General features: G+C 44.0%; 14 protein-coding genes and 1 riboswitch. Of the genes, 10 read left to right on the forward strand and 4 right to left on the reverse strand.

The window, feature by feature from the left end:
• Positions 1-80 precede the first annotated feature (80 nt).
• From RBB45_RS14920 to RBB45_RS14950, 7 genes are all read left to right on the forward strand, one after another.
• Positions 81-1,751 (forward strand): glycoside hydrolase family 13 protein, encoded by a 1,671-nt coding sequence (locus RBB45_RS14920; protein WP_306009843.1) that lies wholly within the window; start codon positions 81-83, stop codon positions 1,749-1,751.
• Positions 1,752-1,951: 200 nt separating this feature from the next.
• A complete protein-coding gene (locus RBB45_RS14925; protein WP_129612934.1) occupies positions 1,952-2,908 on the forward strand; it encodes a carbohydrate kinase family protein in 957 nt (318 codons plus the stop codon).
• A 12-nt stretch (positions 2,909-2,920) separates the two neighbouring features.
• Positions 2,921-4,390 carry a sucrose phosphorylase gene (gtfA, locus tag RBB45_RS14930; protein ID WP_306009844.1) on the forward strand — a complete coding sequence of 490 codons (1,470 nt, stop codon included), beginning with the start codon at positions 2,921-2,923 and terminating at the stop codon, positions 4,388-4,390.
• Between the two features lie 300 nt (positions 4,391-4,690).
• Positions 4,691-5,545 carry an MraY family glycosyltransferase gene (locus RBB45_RS14935; protein ID WP_224949495.1) on the forward strand — a complete coding sequence of 285 codons (855 nt, stop codon included), beginning with the start codon at positions 4,691-4,693 and terminating at the stop codon, positions 5,543-5,545.
• A gap of 357 nt (positions 5,546-5,902) precedes the next feature.
• On the forward strand, positions 5,903-7,579 hold the full coding sequence (locus RBB45_RS14940; protein WP_022544424.1) for a DUF4855 domain-containing protein: 1,677 nt from the start codon (positions 5,903-5,905) through the stop codon (positions 7,577-7,579).
• A 315-nt stretch (positions 7,580-7,894) separates the two neighbouring features.
• Complete coding sequence (locus RBB45_RS14945; protein WP_009792920.1) at positions 7,895-8,134, forward strand: hypothetical protein; 240 nt, start codon at positions 7,895-7,897, stop codon at positions 8,132-8,134.
• Positions 8,135-8,321: 187 nt separating this feature from the next.
• On the forward strand, positions 8,322-8,873 hold the full coding sequence (locus RBB45_RS14950; protein ID WP_022544423.1) for a 3D domain-containing protein: 552 nt from the start codon (positions 8,322-8,324) through the stop codon (positions 8,871-8,873).
• 66 nt (positions 8,874-8,939) lie between these two features.
• Here the strand turns inward: RBB45_RS14950 and RBB45_RS14955 are convergent, their stop codons facing one another.
• Entirely contained in the window at positions 8,940-9,602 is a 663-nt protein-coding gene (locus tag RBB45_RS14955; RefSeq protein ID WP_306009845.1) for a hypothetical protein, read from the reverse strand.
• A gap of 463 nt (positions 9,603-10,065) precedes the next feature.
• Here RBB45_RS14955 and RBB45_RS14960 point away from each other — a divergent pair, with 463 nt between their 5' ends.
• On the forward strand, positions 10,066-11,715 hold the full coding sequence (locus RBB45_RS14960) for a M4 family metallopeptidase (RefSeq protein ID WP_306009846.1): 1,650 nt from the start codon (positions 10,066-10,068) through the stop codon (positions 11,713-11,715).
• Positions 11,716-11,826: 111 nt separating this feature from the next.
• Here RBB45_RS14960 and RBB45_RS14965 read toward each other — a convergent pair whose 3' ends face one another.
• The gene (locus RBB45_RS14965; protein WP_009792924.1) at positions 11,827-11,979 is read right to left on the reverse strand and encodes a hypothetical protein; all 153 of its coding nucleotides are present in this window, start codon (positions 11,977-11,979) and stop codon (positions 11,827-11,829) included.
• Between the two features lies 1 nt (position 11,980).
• Positions 11,981-13,219, reverse strand: coding sequence for a helix-turn-helix domain-containing protein (locus RBB45_RS14970; protein WP_129613255.1), 1,239 nt, complete (start codon positions 13,217-13,219; stop codon positions 11,981-11,983).
• A gap of 904 nt (positions 13,220-14,123) precedes the next feature.
• On the opposite strand from RBB45_RS14970, the gene RBB45_RS26315 reads away from it, so the two are divergent.
• Positions 14,124-14,876, forward strand: a complete 753-nt coding sequence (locus RBB45_RS26315; RefSeq protein ID WP_371931595.1) for a methyl-accepting chemotaxis protein — start codon at positions 14,124-14,126, stop codon at positions 14,874-14,876.
• A 71-nt stretch (positions 14,877-14,947) separates the two neighbouring features.
• On the opposite strand, the gene RBB45_RS14980 is transcribed toward RBB45_RS26315, so the two are convergent.
• Complete coding sequence (locus RBB45_RS14980) at positions 14,948-16,456, reverse strand: alpha/beta hydrolase (RefSeq protein ID WP_306009848.1); 1,509 nt, start codon at positions 16,454-16,456, stop codon at positions 14,948-14,950.
• A 164-nt stretch (positions 16,457-16,620) separates the two neighbouring features.
• Positions 16,621-16,703, forward strand: a riboswitch (cyclic di-GMP riboswitch).
• A gap of 98 nt (positions 16,704-16,801) precedes the next feature.
• Here RBB45_RS14980 and RBB45_RS14985 point away from each other — a divergent pair.
• A complete protein-coding gene (locus tag RBB45_RS14985; protein ID WP_224949510.1) occupies positions 16,802-17,029 on the forward strand; it encodes a hypothetical protein in 228 nt (75 codons plus the stop codon).
• The last annotated feature ends 129 nt before the right edge of the window (positions 17,030-17,158 follow it).

The following is a 17,158-nucleotide window of genomic DNA, read 5'->3' on the forward strand; positions in this document are numbered from 1 at the left end:
CATTAACACTGATTTCACACCTGAACCAGGCTAAATTCAGCCGGAAAAAATGAAGGCACAACGAAAGGATTTTGACAGAGATGAAAAAAGCATGGTGGAAAGAAGCAGTAGCCTATCAAATTTACCCGCGGAGCTTTATGGACAGCAATGGAGACGGCATCGGGGACTTAAGAGGAATTGTTACGAAGCTTGATTACCTTAAAGATCTGGGAATTGATGTGATCTGGATCTGCCCGATGTATAAGTCGCCTAATGATGATAATGGCTACGATATTTCTGATTACCAGGATATTATGGATGAATTCGGCACAATGGAAGATTTTAATCTTCTGCTTGAAGAAGTCCATAAGCGCGGAATGAAATTGATCCTGGACCTGGTGATTAATCATACGAGTGATGAGCATCCATGGTTTTTAGAGTCCCGCTCTTCAAAAGATAATCCGAAAAGGGACTGGTATATCTGGCGTGACGGAAAAGATGGCAAGGAGCCGAATAACTGGGAATCCATTTTCAGCGGGCCTGCGTGGAAATATGATGAAGAAACAAAGCAATACTTCATGCATATATTCTCTGCACGCCAGCCGGATTTGAACTGGGAGAATCCTGAGGTCAGGGAGGCTCTCTATGAAATGGTCAACTGGTGGCTTGAAAAAGGAATTGATGGATTCAGGATCGATGCGATTTCGCATATCAAAAAAGAGCCCGGTTTCCCGGATATGCCAAACCCGGACAATCTGGATGTGGTCCCATCTTTTCCGAAAATGATGAATTTCCCTGGGATTGATGATTTCCTTACAGAATTTGCGGACAGGACGATCCGCAATTATGATGTCATGACCGTTGGTGAAGCGAATGGAGTGGGCATTCCGGATGCTGACAAGTGGGTCGGCGAGGAAAATGGCTATTTTAATATGATTTTCCAATTCGAATTCCTGGACCTGTGGGACAAGGACACAGAAGATGCTGTGGACGTCATAGCGCTGAAAAAAGCATTGACCAAATGGCAGGAAGGCCTTGAAGGACGAGGCTGGAATGCCCTGTTCATCGAAAACCATGACCAGCCGCGCCGTGTTTCATCCTGGGGCAATGACCAGCAGTACTGGAAAGAGAGCGCAAAAATGCTTGGGGCGCTTTACTTCCTGATGAAGGGCACACCTTTCATTTATCAAGGCCAGGAAATTGGGATGACCAATGTGAAATTCCCTGAAATTGAAGATTATAACGATGTTGGAATGGTGAACTATTACAAAGTGGAAGCCGCAAAGGGCGTGCCGCACGTTGACATAATGGAGGTCGTCTGGAAACAGGGCCGCGACAATTCACGGACTCCGATGCAGTGGGATGCCTCGCATATGGCCGGCTTCACGGAAGGAAACAAAACGTGGCTGGGCCTGAACCCGAACTATCGTACCATCAATGTTGAAAGCCAGCTGAAGGATGAAAATTCGATTCTTCATTTTTATAAAAAACTAATCGCCATCCGCAAAGAGAACCCAGTCTTTGTATATGGAAAGTACGAGCTTATCCTTCCTGACCATGGGAAACTTTTTGTCTATACCAGGACAATGGGAAGCGACAAGGCTCTTGTAATCTGCAATTTCCATGACAAACCTGAAAAAATAGAGCTGCCGTCGGCAATCGGGGGTGCTTCAAGTGAACTGGTTTTAAATAACTATGATGTTCCTGAAAAGAAGCTGGAAAAGGAATTCACTTTAAGCCCTTATGAAACAAGGGTGTATCTCTTAAAGTAAGAATGGGGCACCTGCCCCTTTCTTTTTGCACTCAATATTTGTAAAAGTTTTTCTCCTGCAGAAGGTAGAGTCATAGAGGCTGCCTGACGGTATAAAACGGTACAGACTGCCTGACAGCACTGGACATGTCTGCCGGAAAAAGGAGCAGAAAGATTTTCCCTTAATATCAGTTGCGGCAAGTACAGCGATGGAGGATTACGATGCTTAAATTAGATGAGAAAATTGAATTCCAGCCGAGAGGCAATGATATTTTAACGATAGGCGAAATCCTGATCGATATGATTTCAGAAGAATACAGTCCTGCAGATGAGCCGGCAGTTTATCATAACTATTTTGGCGGATCACCGGCCAATATTGCTATGAATGTAAAGAGGCTGGGAATCCGTTCCCTGGTCGCGTCTGCAGTAGGGGAAGACAGGCTGGGAACCTTTCTTATCAGCCATCTCCGCAAAACAGGGATCGACCCGGGACTGGTTCAGCGCGTGGATTCGTCCACCAGTATGGTTGTGGTCGCAAAAAGCAAAGGAACGCCCGATCCCATCTTTTACCGCGGGGCAGACTATCAGCTCCAATATACGGAAGAGCTTGAAAAGGCATTGCTGGATTCAAAAATCGTCCACTTTTCCTGCTGGCCCCTTTCGATGGCACCGGCCCGCCATACGATTGAAAAAGTGATTGAACAGGCGCGCAGCCAAAATATCCTGATCTGCCTGGATCCGAATTACCATCAGATGGTATGGAAAAAAGGGGCCGAAGGGATTGAGTACGTTAAATCAATCATTGGGATGGTCGATATTATAAAGCCATCTGAGGACGATGCGGAGCGGCTGTTCGGGAAGGACACCCATGAAAATCAGATCCGCAAATTCCTTGATCTTGGCGCAAAGCTTGTCATCCTGACGATCGGCAAGGATGGAGCGATCGTATCCAATGGAGAAGAAACCTTCAGAATCAAGCCGCTTGCGACTGATGTGATCGACACGACCGGTGCAGGAGACGCATTCTGGTCAGGTTTTTATACGGCACTGGTAAAAGGCTTTTCCGTAAAGGAAGCCCTGGAGCTGGGTTCGGCAGCTAGCGCCTATAAATTAAAATTCACAGGTGCGGTCTGCAGCATGCCCCCGCTGGAAAAACTAAAAGAAATGTACGGACTGTAGGAGGTTTTAGAAATGGCAGTTAAAAATCAAGTACAGCTTATCACATATCCGGACTCCCTCGGCGGAGATCTGAAAATGCTCAACAAAGTAATGACAGAACATTTTGCTGATATTTTCAAAGGCGGCGTGCATATCCTCCCACCTTTTCCATCCTCAGGCGACAGGGGATTTGCCCCGCTTACCTATCTTGAAATCGACCCGGAATTCGGGGGATGGGAAGATATCCGGAAGATCGGCGAAAACTTTGATATCCTTGTCGACCTGATGGTCAACCATATCTCGCAGAAATCCGAGTACTTCCAGGACTTTTTGGCAAAAGGCCGCCAGTCCCAGTATGCCGATTTGTTCATCACCCTTGACAAGCTTTGGGAAGACGGACAGCCTTTACAGGAGGATATTGACAAGATGTTCCTGCGGAGGCCGCTCCCATATTCAACCTTCACAATAGAAGAAACAGGCGAACAGGAGACAGTATGGACCACTTTTGGCAAAACAGACCCCTCTGAACAGATTGACCTTGATATCAAATCAGAGCAGGTCAGGCAGCTATTATCCGACTTCTTCACTAATTTCAAAGAGCAGAACGTCAAAATTGTCCGCCTTGATGCGGTCGGCTATGTCGTGAAAAAGCTTGGCACCAGCTGCTTCTTTGTTGAACCGGAAATTTATGAGTTCCTTGACTGGATCATGGAGCTGGCGAATTCTCTGGGCATCGAGCTACTGCCGGAGGTTCATTCCCATTATTCCATTCAGTATAAGCTAGCCGAACACGGCTTCTGGATCTATGACTTTATCCTGCCATACCGTGTACTCGAGACGCTGATCAACAAATCAAGCAAGAACCTGGCTGATTACCTGAAGAACCGCCCGCACAAGCAGTTCACGATGCTCGACTGCCATGACGGCATACCGGTCAAGCCTGACCTAGACGGCCTGATCGATACAAAGGAAGCGAAAGACATTGTGGATGTCTGCCTTGAAAGGGGATCCAATCTTAGCCTGATTCTTTCTGACGAACATAAGGCAGAGGACGGGTTTGATGTCCACCAGATCCGCTGCTCCTACTATTCCGTCCTGAACAGCGATGATGATGCCTATCTTGCTGCCAGAGCCATCCAGTTCTTCACGCCGGGCGTCCCGCAGGTCTATTATATCGGACTGCTTGCCGGTGAGAATGATGTGGAAAATGTAGCACGCACCGGTGAAGGGCGCGAAATCAACCGCCATAACTTCAGCCTGGATGAAATTGAAGAATCCCTGGAAAAGCCAGTTGTCCAGAGACTCCTGAAGCTCATCCGCTTCCGCAATGATTATGAAGCATTCAGCGGCGAATTCCAGGTCCTCGACTCACCTGACAGCGAAATCCGCCTCTCCTGGCGAAACGGCAGCAAACACTGTTCACTGTTCATTGATCTGGAAACGAACAAGAGTACTATTGAGTATGTCGATGACAGCGGGGAAATGGCACAGTATAACATTTAATATGGGTGCGAGGTACGCTAAGGTACCTGGTACTGCGAACAAAAGGCAGAGCTGCGGCTCTGCCTTTTGTTATTGGTGCTTTTATGTTGGTGACAGGTACCTCCCGAAATTTGACGGATAATGTCGAAAGTGTCTTAATCCACTGCTCCCTGCCGTGTTTAAATGTAAAACAACTCCTCTATGATTGTTTTAATTAAAGCTGGTATAGAAGTGGTATAGGTGCCTGTCACCCTTCTGTAAAATTGTGGTAGAATTGAGGTGAGCAGACCATATTAATTTTAATTAAAGGGTGGGAGATCTATGCTGGTTGTGGCAGCATTAGTGTGTTTTATTTGTACTATTCTTTTAGGTCAGATTATAAGAAGAAAAGGTAATGATTCTATAGTTGAAGGTATTGCAGTTTTTGTTCCGTTTGCCATTGGCATGTTACTGGTCAAAGGAGTATTTTACAATACTTCTGCCATATTAATTGGGGGAGCCATTGTAGTCATCGCCGGATGGTGGTTTGATAAGAAAAGAATATCCGTTTGGTGGATGCTGCCGGCGCAGGTGATAGCCGCCCTTATCGTTATTTACTGGGGAAGAGTTGAAATCAGCTTCATAAATACCTATTTAGGCGGGGTAGTTAACTTTTATGCTTTATCAATTCCTTTAACATTGCTGTTCCTTCTATCTTTGACTTATAGTGTTCACTATCCCGGACAATCCAACGCTTTAGTCCTTCCGTTGTCAGCGCTGGTTCTGGCGGTTCTTACCTGCCTTTCTGCCATTAAGGGAGATAACTCTTCAGCAGCTATGGGTGTACTGCTTTTAGCTTGCATTATAGCTAAGTTATCCGGCAGCAATGAAGCAGGAAGCGGCTGTTCTTCACTAGCAGGTTTCATCATGGCCATAATCACATTATCCTGTTTTAAAGGTGTAGAAATTGTCTACATCCCTTTCTACCTTATAGGAGTTCCAAGTTTTGTCTGCAGCCTGCTTATCCGCAGAGGAGCAGCAACGAAACAATCCATTAATATAAGCATGATCGTCGCCCTTTTGTTCAGCCTGCCCTTATTTTTCCTATCTCCCGCCTTCATTTGGGGAGCCGTCATACTAGCCGCCATCCTGTTTATCCTAACCCATTTTATTCGGGTGAAATGGTTGTATAGGTGACAGGTACCTCCCGGATTTTGTCGAAAAATTCATTTCATAAAGAAACTGGTATAGGTGCCTGTCACCATTTGAACGGAAAGATAAGACATTTTCCGTTTTTTTATTTGGGAGAAGGCTTGAAATCAGCAACTGTCTGGTGTTGTTTCCGTAAGAGATGATACCGTGGGATCTAATACTGGTATAGGTGCCTGTCACCAAAAAAACCTTCCTGAATGGTAATTTCTAGTATAAAATGGATGTGCAGAACTTTTTAAGCATATTTTGCTATTTTTGTAAAAATGAGCAGAGTGCTGACGATAAAAGATATATCTGTAAATAAGTAGAAAAATGGAGGCAATGGTCATCAGAGGTATTACTATGAAAAAACTATCAATCTATTCGTCCAGTATTCTAATGTTGCTGCTAGTGTTTTTGTCGCCTGCACTTGTTAAGGCCAATGAGTTCAGTGATGTGTCACGCTACCATTGGGCTTACCAGGACATAAAATTCTTATCTGATAAAGAAGTAATCAAAGGTCATTTAGGGAAGTTCAGCCCGAGTGCTTCTATTACGAGGAATGACGCAGCCATCATGCTTGTCCGGGCAATGAACCTGGAAGCCCCGGCAGAACCGCAGGTGATTCCTGCCGATATGAACCCTTCTACAAGGGGTTATAATGAGGTTTTGGCTGTGCTTGATAAAGGCATGTTTTCACTGACCGACAATAAATTCGATCCGGCAAAACCATTAACAAGAAAAGATATGGCCATGGCATTGGCTGTGGGATTTGAATACATAGGTTCTGGAAAATCAAGCTTTAAAGATCTGCCAGCCGATGATCCATACTATCCATTCGTAGATGCGATTGCCGAGAATAAAGTGACAACCGGTTATGGGGACGGCACTTTTAAGCCGGATCTGACTGTTGACCGTCTTCAATTCGCCGTGTTCCTTTCAAGGATTTATACCAAGCCGCTTGAATACAATGTGAAAGCGTCAGGGGAGGTTAAACATACTGTCAGATCTGCAGAAGAGGCCATCAATCTGGCCATGCAATATCCTGATGGGACTGTTCATCCTGCTGACAATACACTTCAATCCTTTTCAGATCATACAGGACTTCTTAGTGAAACTGGAATCAGGAACGGAGTACTCATTTATAATGGGGCAGAACAGAACACAGACTTTACCGCCAATTATTTCAAACCCTATTTAACACCGGGGGGTACAAACCAAACTTTGTTTGATACATTTATCATACTTGGAAGAAGCTATCCTGGGGGCGAGCTGGGTTCTTCTAAGAATTACGCCAATTACTCAGACTTCCAATGGTATATTGATCAGACATTTTCTGAGAATGGAGTCCTTGAGGCTTTGAATGCTTCAGCCGCACAGCTGCAGAAAAAGGCCAATGTTTATTTAGCAATTCCTTATCCGAAGCTTCAGGAAGATATTATTGGCCTTGATGGAGCAGTGCTGAAGAACAGCCCGAAAGAGCGGGAAAAAATGGCGGCGTGGTATATGGAAGCTGTTGAAGCTGTCTGGGAGGAAAAAGGCTTTTCCAACCTTACTTTTAAAGGATACTATTGGATGAGTGAGACAATGGGTTATCCCCAGGATGGACCGCTTGTAGAACAAATTTCTGCCAGGATCCATCAAAAAGGTAAGTTCCTGATCTATTCGCCGCATGCTTTATCTACTAATTTTGAACGCTGGGAAACATACGGGTTTGATGGGGCCTACCTTCAGCCAAATGCGTTCCGCCTTAAACTGACAGATGCAGACCAACGGCTTCACCGGGCATTTCTTAATGCCCAAATTTACGGCAGCGGAATCAATATTGAAATAGATCAGTATGGACCGCATCAAATTGAAGCGGGTGTTGTAAATTTTAAAAAATACATTGAGATGTCACATCGGTATGGTCTTCCGGGGCAAAGTCTCATTTTCTATCAGGGGATTGGCATGGTAGACAGGATGATCCAGTATGGAACACCTTATTATATGGAAGCCTACGAACAGTTGAAAAGTTTGTCATATTCTATCATGCAATGATATATAAAGTTGAAAGGGCTGCCTGCTGAATAGGCAGTCCTATTTTAGTCGGTGAAAAAAATGCTTGTGAAAAATCATAAATTTCCGATTTACCTACAGCAGCTGAGTCCCGCCCCCGCAATGCCGCAAAAGCATCCGGGTGGATCTCCTCGGCACCCAAAAGACGGAGGTTATGCTATGACTTTTTAATCTGCATCATTCCTTTTGACTCAAAGTACTGGCACTTTTGTTTTCTAAGAAAAAGGGGCCAGGTTTTATACCACTGGTCATAGGGTAAGAGTTAGTGTATTTTTATATACCTGGGAGGTTGAAAAAATGAGGGCATTGACTCTGGCAGAAATAATCCTGATTATTTACGCGATGATCATGCTGTTTACGTCCATATTTACTTTAATTAGTGAAGGATGGGTTGCCCTGGTATTTAACCTGGTAGAAGGAAAGGGAGCGATCTTTTCAGGAACTCTTATTCTTATCATCATAATAGACGCCTGGAGAGTGAAGAAACGAAGAAACTTACTGCAAAAGGGCAGGCTGAAGCCGGGGCAATTATTTTAATTACATAAACAGAAAAGGAGTTGAAAAACTCCTTTTTCTTTTGGTTAAATAAGCTGTTTTTTTTGTTATATTACAAAATGACGTTTAAATGAATTGTTTTGTAACATAAATAGAAACCTATTGAAACATTATTGTTATCTTAAACTGTTAACATGTTCCTATGATAGAAGACAAAGGAGAGTACGTTTTGAAGAAATTACTACTAAATGTAAGTGCAGCATTGTTATTGCTTTTCGGATTTTCAAACGCCACTTTCGCCTCTGGAACTACATATCAGGTAAAAAAGGGAGACACCCTCTGGTCAATCTCCAAGAAACATAATGTAACAGTACAGCAATTAAAAACCTGGAACAAACTGACTTCAGATCATATAAAGATAAATCAAACGCTTAAAACAGCAGGTACAGCAGTAAAAAGTGCAAAAACAGCAAAAGCTCCTGCTGCTGCCTACAAAGAAATAAAAGTGAAAGCTACCGCATATACAGCAAGCTGCAAAGGCTGCAGCGGAATTACGTATACCGGCTTAAACCTGAAAAAGAATCCAAACATCAAGGCTATTTCTGTCGACCCAAGAATCATTCCGCTGGGATCTAAGGTATATGTTCCCGGTTATGGCATGGCCATTGCAGCGGACAAAGGCTCAGCTGTTAAAGGAAATAAAATTGATGTCTTTATCCCTAATAAACAGCGTGCCCTCCAGTGGGGAAACAAAACAATCACTGTCAAAGTTTATAAATGATCCTAACCGGCTTCCACATAGGGAGCCGCTTTTTTTTTGCTATTATCCGGACTGACACCCCGCATATTACCAGGAAACTTTTATCCAGCCCTCTTTTGTTTCAATTCCATAGGCTATATAACCCCCAAAATCAACAGATACTTCAGCTCCCGTTTCAGCGGAAAATAGGATGTTTTCGGACAGTTTTTTGTATTCATTAAAGCCTTCAGCGAAAAGCTCAGCCAGCAAATCGGCATAGGCCACAGGTGCATTTTTGACTCCTGTACTCATATAAACAATCGGTTTGCCATCCTTGGCTATGACAAAAAGGTCGGAATTTGGCAATGCGTACAACTTGGCTCCGTATTTAGCGGCTGTTCTGCTCATGTGGGCAAATTTTTCTTTATCCATAATATTGACGTATACTTTATTCTCGATTTTAATTGTATCCTGATTCTGTGATTGTGGAGAATCTGTTTCACTTTCTTCCGACGGTTCTTGAGAGGCGCCGTTCTCAGTTTCGGATAGATCCTGCAGCGGCTCTTCCTTGTCCTTGGAAGGCTCTGTTTCTACAGTTACAGTTTCCTCAGCTTTGGCACTGGCGTTTGCCGTTTCTTCCTGCTTCTCACTTTGAACTTCGTCAGCTTTCTTATCAGAAGCAGTCGCATCCAAAGGGGCTCCCTCCATATAAAAGGCTCCTGCTGAAGCAAGGAATAATGCCGTAAAAATAATGGCATAGATTTTTTTCATTTTAATGCCTCCTTTTTTCCTCTTTAGACGATCAAGATAACCTAAAGGTTTACAGAAGAGTGGAAATATTTCAGAAATGTTACAAAGGTCATCTGATCTTGGGGTAATATGTAAAAATAAGTGTCTATTAGCCTATGCTTATTTACATAGGATTGTAAAAGGGAAACTATATATTCAGATAAAATATATTGGGAAAAATAAAAAGAGTAATAGTAAAGATTTCACCTTTTTACGAAGCTGAAGCAAAATTACATCGAAACTTCCCTAGCTTTTCCTGGCGTTAGACATCATAGGGATTGGGAAAGTTTTTGCCCATTTCTCTATCAGACTCCTTCATTTATCTTTTTTGGGCCTGCTGGGTATATGGATTTATTGTGATTAGCCTGCTCGCTGGCTACACTTATCCTTAACACGTGTAGATATGGATTAGCTAGTCCTAAAAATAGCCAAAGGGGATATTAAAATGACAAAAAAGTTAGCAACGCTCGTACTCGGAACTTCCTTAGCTCTCAGTGCCGCATTTCCGGCAGCCACTGCCTACGGTTTATCTCCTTCAGAAAAATTGCTCAATCAAATGGAGCTGCAGCAAAAGCTCGAACAAAAAGAGAAGCATGCCCCAAAATTTTTGGCTGGCAAGCTATCAAAAAACAAAGCCAAAAATGATGATGATATAAAAAAATTCCTCAAAGATAATAAAGACTTATTCAAAGTAGATCCTTTCAAGGAGCTCATACTGTTGAATGCTGAAACAGATGACCTTGGAATGAAGCATTATAAATTCTCCCAGTCTATTAATGGGGTCCCGGTGGAAGGGGCTATTTTCAAGGTCCATACAGATAAAAATAGTGATGTAACGGCTGCGACAGGACAATTATATGCTGATGCATCAGAAAAAATAACTGATACAAAAGCAGCCATCAGTAAAAAAGAAGCGGCTGATCTTGCCTGGAAAAATATCAATCTGACAGAAGAGGATACAAAAGGCAGCGACCAGGCTGTGCCTGCTGACCTCCAGAAAGCCGGCAAAAAGAGTGAAGTGAAAAATACGCATGTGAAAAATGACCTTGTGATCCATGAAAAGGACGGGGAGTATACGCTCGCTTACAAGGTCCAGCTGCAGTTCATTGAGCCGTATGGGGCGAACTGGCAGATCTTTGTCGACGCGAAGAACGGCCATATTGTCGAAGCTTATAATGCTGTGGCAGATGCGGCTGCAACCGGGACAGGCACAGGCGTGACCGGCGGCTCCAAAACATTGAATACTTATTCTTCAGGCGGAACTTATTACTTATATGATGTTACAAAGCCAATGAATGGAGTCATTGAGACCTTCACTGCCAATAACGGATCCTCCCTGCCAGGCTCGCGTTCCGCCGACAGCAATAATGCATGGACTGCGACCAATCAAAGGGCGGATGTGGATGCACATTATTACGCCGGAAAGGTCTATGACTATTTTAAAAACACGCATAACCGCAACAGTTTCGACAATAATGGGGCAACCATCCGATCAACGGTCCATTACGGATCACGCTATAATAATGCGTTCTGGAATGGTTCGCAGATGGTTTATGGAGACGGTGATGGCTCCCAATTTACATCTCTCTCCGGAGCCCTTGATGTAGTGGCCCATGAAATCACCCACGCGGTCACTGAAAGGACGGCCAATCTGCAGTACCAGTATCAGTCTGGTGCTCTGAACGAGTCCTTCTCCGATGTGTTTGGATATTTCCTTGATCCAGGCGACTTCCTGATGGGTGAGGATGTGTACACCCCTGGCCGTTCCGGCGATGCCCTCCGCAGCATGTCCAACCCGACATTGTACGGGCAGCCTGAGCATATGAACCAGTATGTGAACACAAGCTCCGATAATGGAGGCGTCCATATCAACAGCGGAATCCCGAATAAAGCTGCCTACTATACAATCAGCAGCATCGGCAAGGCCCAGGCCGAAAAAATCTACTACCGTGCCCTGACTGTCTATCTGACACCGACGAGCAATTTCAGCTATGCACGCGCAGCGCTCCTGCAGTCTGCCGCAGATTTATATGGAAGCGGAAGCTCTGCTTATAATGCAGTCAGAACTGCCTGGGACAATGTAGGGGTCTATTAAAAGCCGAATACCGGTTAGTTTTCTTAACAAGAAGAAGAGCTGCTTCCAGTGAGAAGCAGCTCTTTTCCTGTGACTTGAGGGATATGCCTGGGGAAGATAGTAGAGGGGGTATCAGCTGTCTTCCTTCAAAGGAGGCTGAATGGGACGATCATCAGGATTTTCAGATGCAGCAAAGGAGCTTTTAGCGTCCGGGGGAGCTGCATCACCGTAATGAACCAGCAAACCCAAAGCGGCAATCAGCAGAAACAGATATTTTTTCTTCATTTTACTGTAATTCCTCCCTGTACTTTGAGATATATTGGATTGCCTTTTCGTACTCGCCATGATGAATCAGATGCCTTGCAAGCACCTGATAGAATTCCTCCAGCTCATTCTCGTGCTCATCGGTCTTTTCAAGAAAAGGCAGGAGCCTTTCCTGCAAAAACTCTACAGCCTTGCTTTCATCTGCAAAACTGGTGAGGTGATAATGGGACATCAGCTCATACTTTCTGGAGCTGGCTTTCTGTGCAAGCAGTTTCAGTTTTTCAAAATGCTTTCTGCTGTCATTGTCGCCGAGCTTGTGAAGAGTCTCGGCATATGAATACAGACTGATCAAATAGTTGGACGACTCGACCGGATGAAGGGCCAGGCTTTTTTTGTAATACAATGATGCCTTCTTCAGGTCATTGGTCCTTCTGTACAGATAGCCCATATTATGGTAAATCTGCGGCAGCAGGGCTGTCTCGATCTTCAGCGCTTCAATGTTCCTGAGCAGATGCCTGAAGCACTCGGCTGCCTCATGATAAATGCCTGCGTGGGTATAATTGATGCCCAGCAGCATCAGGGTGTGCAGAATCCGCTTGAAATTGAACTGGTCTGAAAAATGTCCCAGTGCTTTCTTTCCATAGTGGACGGCCGCCCCTGACTCTTCCTTCATGCTTTTGACAAGTCCGTAATGGTAAAACAAATCCCCGGCTCCGATGGCGCTTTCCTTCACTTTATCCTCAATCAGGGTGCTGAGGATATTGTCTGCTTTTTCCAGCTGACCTGTCTGTATTAAAGATAACGCATTAAAGTAGCTGTATAAATAGGTTTCATGTTGGGAAAAATTCTTTTTTATCTTGCCTAGATGCTCTCTCTGAGCCGCTGCTCCATTTATATCTCCGACGAAGATAAGATAGCGGTATTTCCAGAGAGAATAGTAGTTTATGTAAGGAGTAAAGGTGATCAGCTCTTCTGCTTTAGACAGGGTTTGGAATGCTGCTTCTGCCTGTTCCTTTTGATAGTAGATCAGCTTGGTGATAAAATCCTCGATCATACTCCCGAACTGTTCCTGCTTATCTTCTGCCTGCTGTAAAGTGATGCCAAGCTTGTTCAGCAATAAGTCGATCGTGCCATCATGGGCTTCTTTGGAGTTGTTTTCTATTTTGCTAAGGTGGGAGATGGAGCAGACACCTTGGGCCAATTCCCTCTGTGTCATCCCTTTTTTTGTCCGGTAATACTTGATAAGCGCTCCGGTTCTCATGCTTTTACCTCCTACTTTTCCCGTAGGAATAGTATACCAGCAAAGGGGAATAAGTGTAAGAATATTCTATTAATCAAACGTTTGATTAATAGCAGGGTGCGGTTGAAGAGGGGTTGGTGGGTCTTTGGTATCATCATACAATAATAGGTAAAAAGTTACAATTGCATAAAGTTGGGAAAATTTTTCAATGATCTGCTCCTGGAATAATGCATTACGTTAACAGGAGAAAGAATTCTTAACAAAATGCTTGTCAGTTGCAGCCTTGTAAAAAATTGATATCGTCTGCTGCCTTTTTTTGTATGAAGCTAAATTTCCCTGCTGTTATACCGATATATCCATTAAAGGAACTATATGAAAATGGGAATAGGGGAGTATAATGGGGAATAAAAAGAATGATGTCATTAAAAAAATAATGGTTTATATGCTGAATGTCGCAATGCAGGCTGCTGTCTCAGGCATGATCATCATAGCCATCTATTCATTGATTTTCAAAAAGCAGGTGTTCTCGGCAGAATCAGCTGCTTTGCTGGGATTGATCATCATAGCATTTATCCTCTCAGGATTTATTAATTTTGCTTCGTATGCAAAGCCGTTCAATGAAATCCAGCGTTTTGTGGAGCGGGTGAGCAAGGGAGATCTGTCAAAGCCGGCTGACATTAAGCAGCTGGGACCGCTGAAAAGCATCAGTGCACCGCTTGAGCATATGAGAGCCGGCCTTCAGGAGCTGATTGCACGTGTCAAGGATACGGGAGGTACTGTATCCAGGTCCTCAGGTTCATTAGAGCAAAGAGTCGCAGAGACGAATGAGAGCCTCCAGGGAATCAAAAAGCAGATCATGGAATTTCAGCAGACTGTCTATCAGCAGCTGCAATCGGCCAATGAAGTTGCTGTCACGATGGATGAGATGTCGGTAGGCGTCAGCAACACCGCTGAAACCTCCAGCCTAGTCAATCAGGCTTCAGCAGAAACGGCCAGCCTTGCCATTTCAGGAAAGCATCAGGTGCTTGAGGCTGCTGAAAAAATGCATGGTATCGACCAGTCCTTCAATTCACTTGAAGAGGCTATTAATAGCTTCCTTGAAGGTTCAAAAAGAATTGCCGTTATAACGAAGGAAATATCGGACATTGCCGGGCAGACAAATCTGCTGGCACTGAATGCAAGCATAGAAGCGGCCAGGGCAGGGGAGCATGGGAAGGGGTTTGCGGTTGTCGCCCATGAGGTAGGGAATCTGGCCAGCCAGACCAATCAGTCTGCCTCCAACATATCAGCCATCATCCAGCAGCTCCAGGGGGATGCGGATGCCACATCCGCTGCAATGAAAAAGACCAATCAGGATGTAATAGGCGGCAAGCTATCCATCGAGGCTGTTGTACAATCTTTTGAAAGCATACTGGGGTCTGTAGATAACGTGAACGGGCGCATCCAGGAAATATCGGCGGTCAGTGAACAAATGGCAGCAGGAAGTGAAGAGGTGGCGGCAAGTGTTGAAGAGTTATCCTCTCAATTCCAGCATGTCAATGAACGGCTGGTGGAAGTTGTCAGCCATGTTGACACCCAAACTGCGGATATGGAGACAGTCAAAGAAGAATCGGAAGCCCTTAATGATATTGCTGCAAACCTTAATGGGCTGCTTCAAAAATTTAAGGTTGAAAGCTGAACAGAAAGAAAGGACAACGGCAAATGCCGCTGTCCTTTCTTTATTGGTGCTTAGTCAAATACTCAGGAGCTTTAAGCAGGTTCCCATATTTCAATGGGAGTCATGCTGACTTTCTGGTATAGATCGCTGATTTCCTTATATAGCTTTGTATCCTCTGAAGCCAGTTTCAGGAGCAGCTGCATATCATTTAATGCTTCAGAAATTTCTCTCATGTGCATATGCTTCTTATAAGTTAGATTAAGAAGTCTGATGATGGAGAGTTCTAAGTCCCTCCTGTAGTCATCTGCCCATTTGGCTTTGAACTGCGGCATAAGCTTCGGCGGGATCTTGCCTGATACCTTTGATTTTAACAGTTTTATATCAGCCCAGTTCTCTGCTTCGAGCGCCTGATTCAACAGGTGGAAGAATTTCAGGGCGTCGATTTCTATAGCTCTATTTATGGAGATGATATTGTTTTCAATCGTAAAGGGGTCAGGAATCCCGCCGCCTTGAAAAATTTTACGCAGGTGCGTCAAACTGACGCGCAGCTGGTTCTGGGCATTGGCTACAGGCAGGGAAGGCCAGAAGACCTCCGTAATAATATTCCTGGAAACTGGTCCATGCAGGCACAGGTAAGCGAGAATCTCTTTCGCCTTGCGCTGATTCCATTTTCCTTCAATTATTGTATTTCCGGCTGTCACTTTAAACTCATCAAGCATATAAACTTCAATCTTATCTTGATTTGGAGGAGGCGTCTCAAAAGCTGCCTCCAGTTGGAGAAGCAGCTTTTGCGTATAAGCGCTTCCCGAATCGGGCTTCACTTCCGCCATCACTGCTGGATCGGCCAGAAACTCCCGGCATTTGGATAGTGTCAGTTCAGGCTGATCCAGCTGTATCAAATGGGATGCTGAAGGAATGATGTATTTTCTGCTTTTTCTGATATAATCGCTGCTCAGCATGACAACGGAGGCCGGATAAAAGTGATCAAATTCCCCTGCTAAAAACAAGGCTGGTATATTCATATGTTTAAAATGAATAATAGAAGAATCAGAGATTAACTCCCTTGCCAAAAAATAAGATGGCAAATCAAGCCTTGAGCAAGCATCTCTTATAAGAAAGGAATTGGGGCCGATCGATTTATAAAGAAGATGTGTGATCCAAAAATCTGCCAGCCCCTCTTTATCAATTAGCGGCAAGTTATTCTCTGAAGGTGCTTTTCTTATGCAATCGGCCAAATTGATTGCTGGCGTGGAAAAGACAATGAACGACAAGATACTGCCAGGGTGTTGATCCTGCCACTGTGAGCCGAAATAAGCCCCCAAGCCCTGACCAATATAATGAAAAGAGAAGCACCCTGCCTCGTCCAGTACTGATTCGAAATCGTCATTCAGTATATTCCAGGATAAAGATCCATTTGCAGCACTGCTGTATCCGTGACCCCTAAAGTCAAATAGTAGGATATGATAATCTGCTAACTGAGGAAGAATAAGGTTCCATACAGTGCTGTCCAGACCAAGTCCATGTGTGAGGACAACAGTCTCTGCATCAGGATTGGCTGATTTAATCGACTTATAGCTTATTCCTCGTTTAGTCGTCTTCATGTTGCCCTCCGAAAATTCATTCTGGCAAAAGCCATTTACATTATTATCGGCAGGGAACTCCCTTTTATTAGGAAAAAATAAACATTTTTTTGATAAAAAAATCTTATAAATTTAGCAGCAGCAATTGATAAAAGATGACAAAAGTAATATGATAATAGTATGAATATTGAAAAAGGCAAACTTATTGAAAAATAAGGACGCAAAGCCGCGAGTCTAAGGCGTAAGCTACGATAGTCGGGCTGCCAGGGTGATAAAGTGGATAGCTTTGGATTTAATACTTAGTCCTTTCAGAGCTAATCGGCCGAACCTTTTGGCATAGTAACTGAAAGGAAAGGGTGCATAATCATGTATTTTTTTGGTACGGAAGAATTTTTTGAGGAGCAGTTAAGAAAAGCTGTTGAAAGCGGGAAGAATCTATCAGCCAGCTTTTCTCAATTGGAACGGGAGCTAAACTATAATTTCATTTGCACGGACAGCCTGCGGAGAGAATGCCTGGCCAACCTTAAGGCAGCAGGCAGGAAGCTCGAGCATCAGCTGCCTTCATATAGCGTGAAACATGCTGCTGTAGTGTAGCATTAAAAGAAAGCGAAGGGAAAATTCCTTCGCTTTCTTGCTGTTGTTATCATTCATTTATACAACTGGGAAATTAAAAGAGAATAATAGAAACTCTTAAAGATCAGCTTCAAGAATTCGACAAATCTA

Origin of the sequence: Bacillus sp. MMSF_3328, assembly GCF_030733525.1 — a bacterium.
Classification (GTDB): Bacteria; Bacillota; Bacilli; order Bacillales; family Cytobacillaceae; genus Bacillus_AB; species Bacillus_AB infantis.

Coding starts and splice junctions, on each gene's coding strand:
- RBB45_RS14985 (WP_224949510.1), top strand. CDS start 16,802: ATGTATTTTTTTGGTACGGAAGAATTTTTTGAGGAGCAGTTAAGAAAA.
- RBB45_RS14970 (WP_129613255.1), bottom strand. CDS start 13,219: ATGAGAACCGGAGCGCTTATCAAGTATTACCGGACAAAAAAAGGGATG.
- RBB45_RS14925 (WP_129612934.1), top strand. CDS start 1,952: ATGCTTAAATTAGATGAGAAAATTGAATTCCAGCCGAGAGGCAATGAT.
- RBB45_RS14920 (WP_306009843.1), top strand. CDS start 81: ATGAAAAAAGCATGGTGGAAAGAAGCAGTAGCCTATCAAATTTACCCG.
- RBB45_RS14940 (WP_022544424.1), top strand. CDS start 5,903: ATGAAAAAACTATCAATCTATTCGTCCAGTATTCTAATGTTGCTGCTA.
- gtfA (WP_306009844.1), top strand. CDS start 2,921: ATGGCAGTTAAAAATCAAGTACAGCTTATCACATATCCGGACTCCCTC.
- RBB45_RS14945 (WP_009792920.1), top strand. CDS start 7,895: ATGAGGGCATTGACTCTGGCAGAAATAATCCTGATTATTTACGCGATG.
- RBB45_RS14935 (WP_224949495.1), top strand. CDS start 4,691: ATGCTGGTTGTGGCAGCATTAGTGTGTTTTATTTGTACTATTCTTTTA.
- RBB45_RS14980 (WP_306009848.1), bottom strand. CDS start 16,456: ATGAAGACGACTAAACGAGGAATAAGCTATAAGTCGATTAAATCAGCC.
- RBB45_RS14960 (WP_306009846.1), top strand. CDS start 10,066: ATGACAAAAAAGTTAGCAACGCTCGTACTCGGAACTTCCTTAGCTCTC.
- RBB45_RS26315 (WP_371931595.1), top strand. CDS start 14,124: ATGTCGGTAGGCGTCAGCAACACCGCTGAAACCTCCAGCCTAGTCAAT.
- RBB45_RS14965 (WP_009792924.1), bottom strand. CDS start 11,979: ATGAAGAAAAAATATCTGTTTCTGCTGATTGCCGCTTTGGGTTTGCTG.
- RBB45_RS14955 (WP_306009845.1), bottom strand. CDS start 9,602: ATGAAAAAAATCTATGCCATTATTTTTACGGCATTATTCCTTGCTTCA.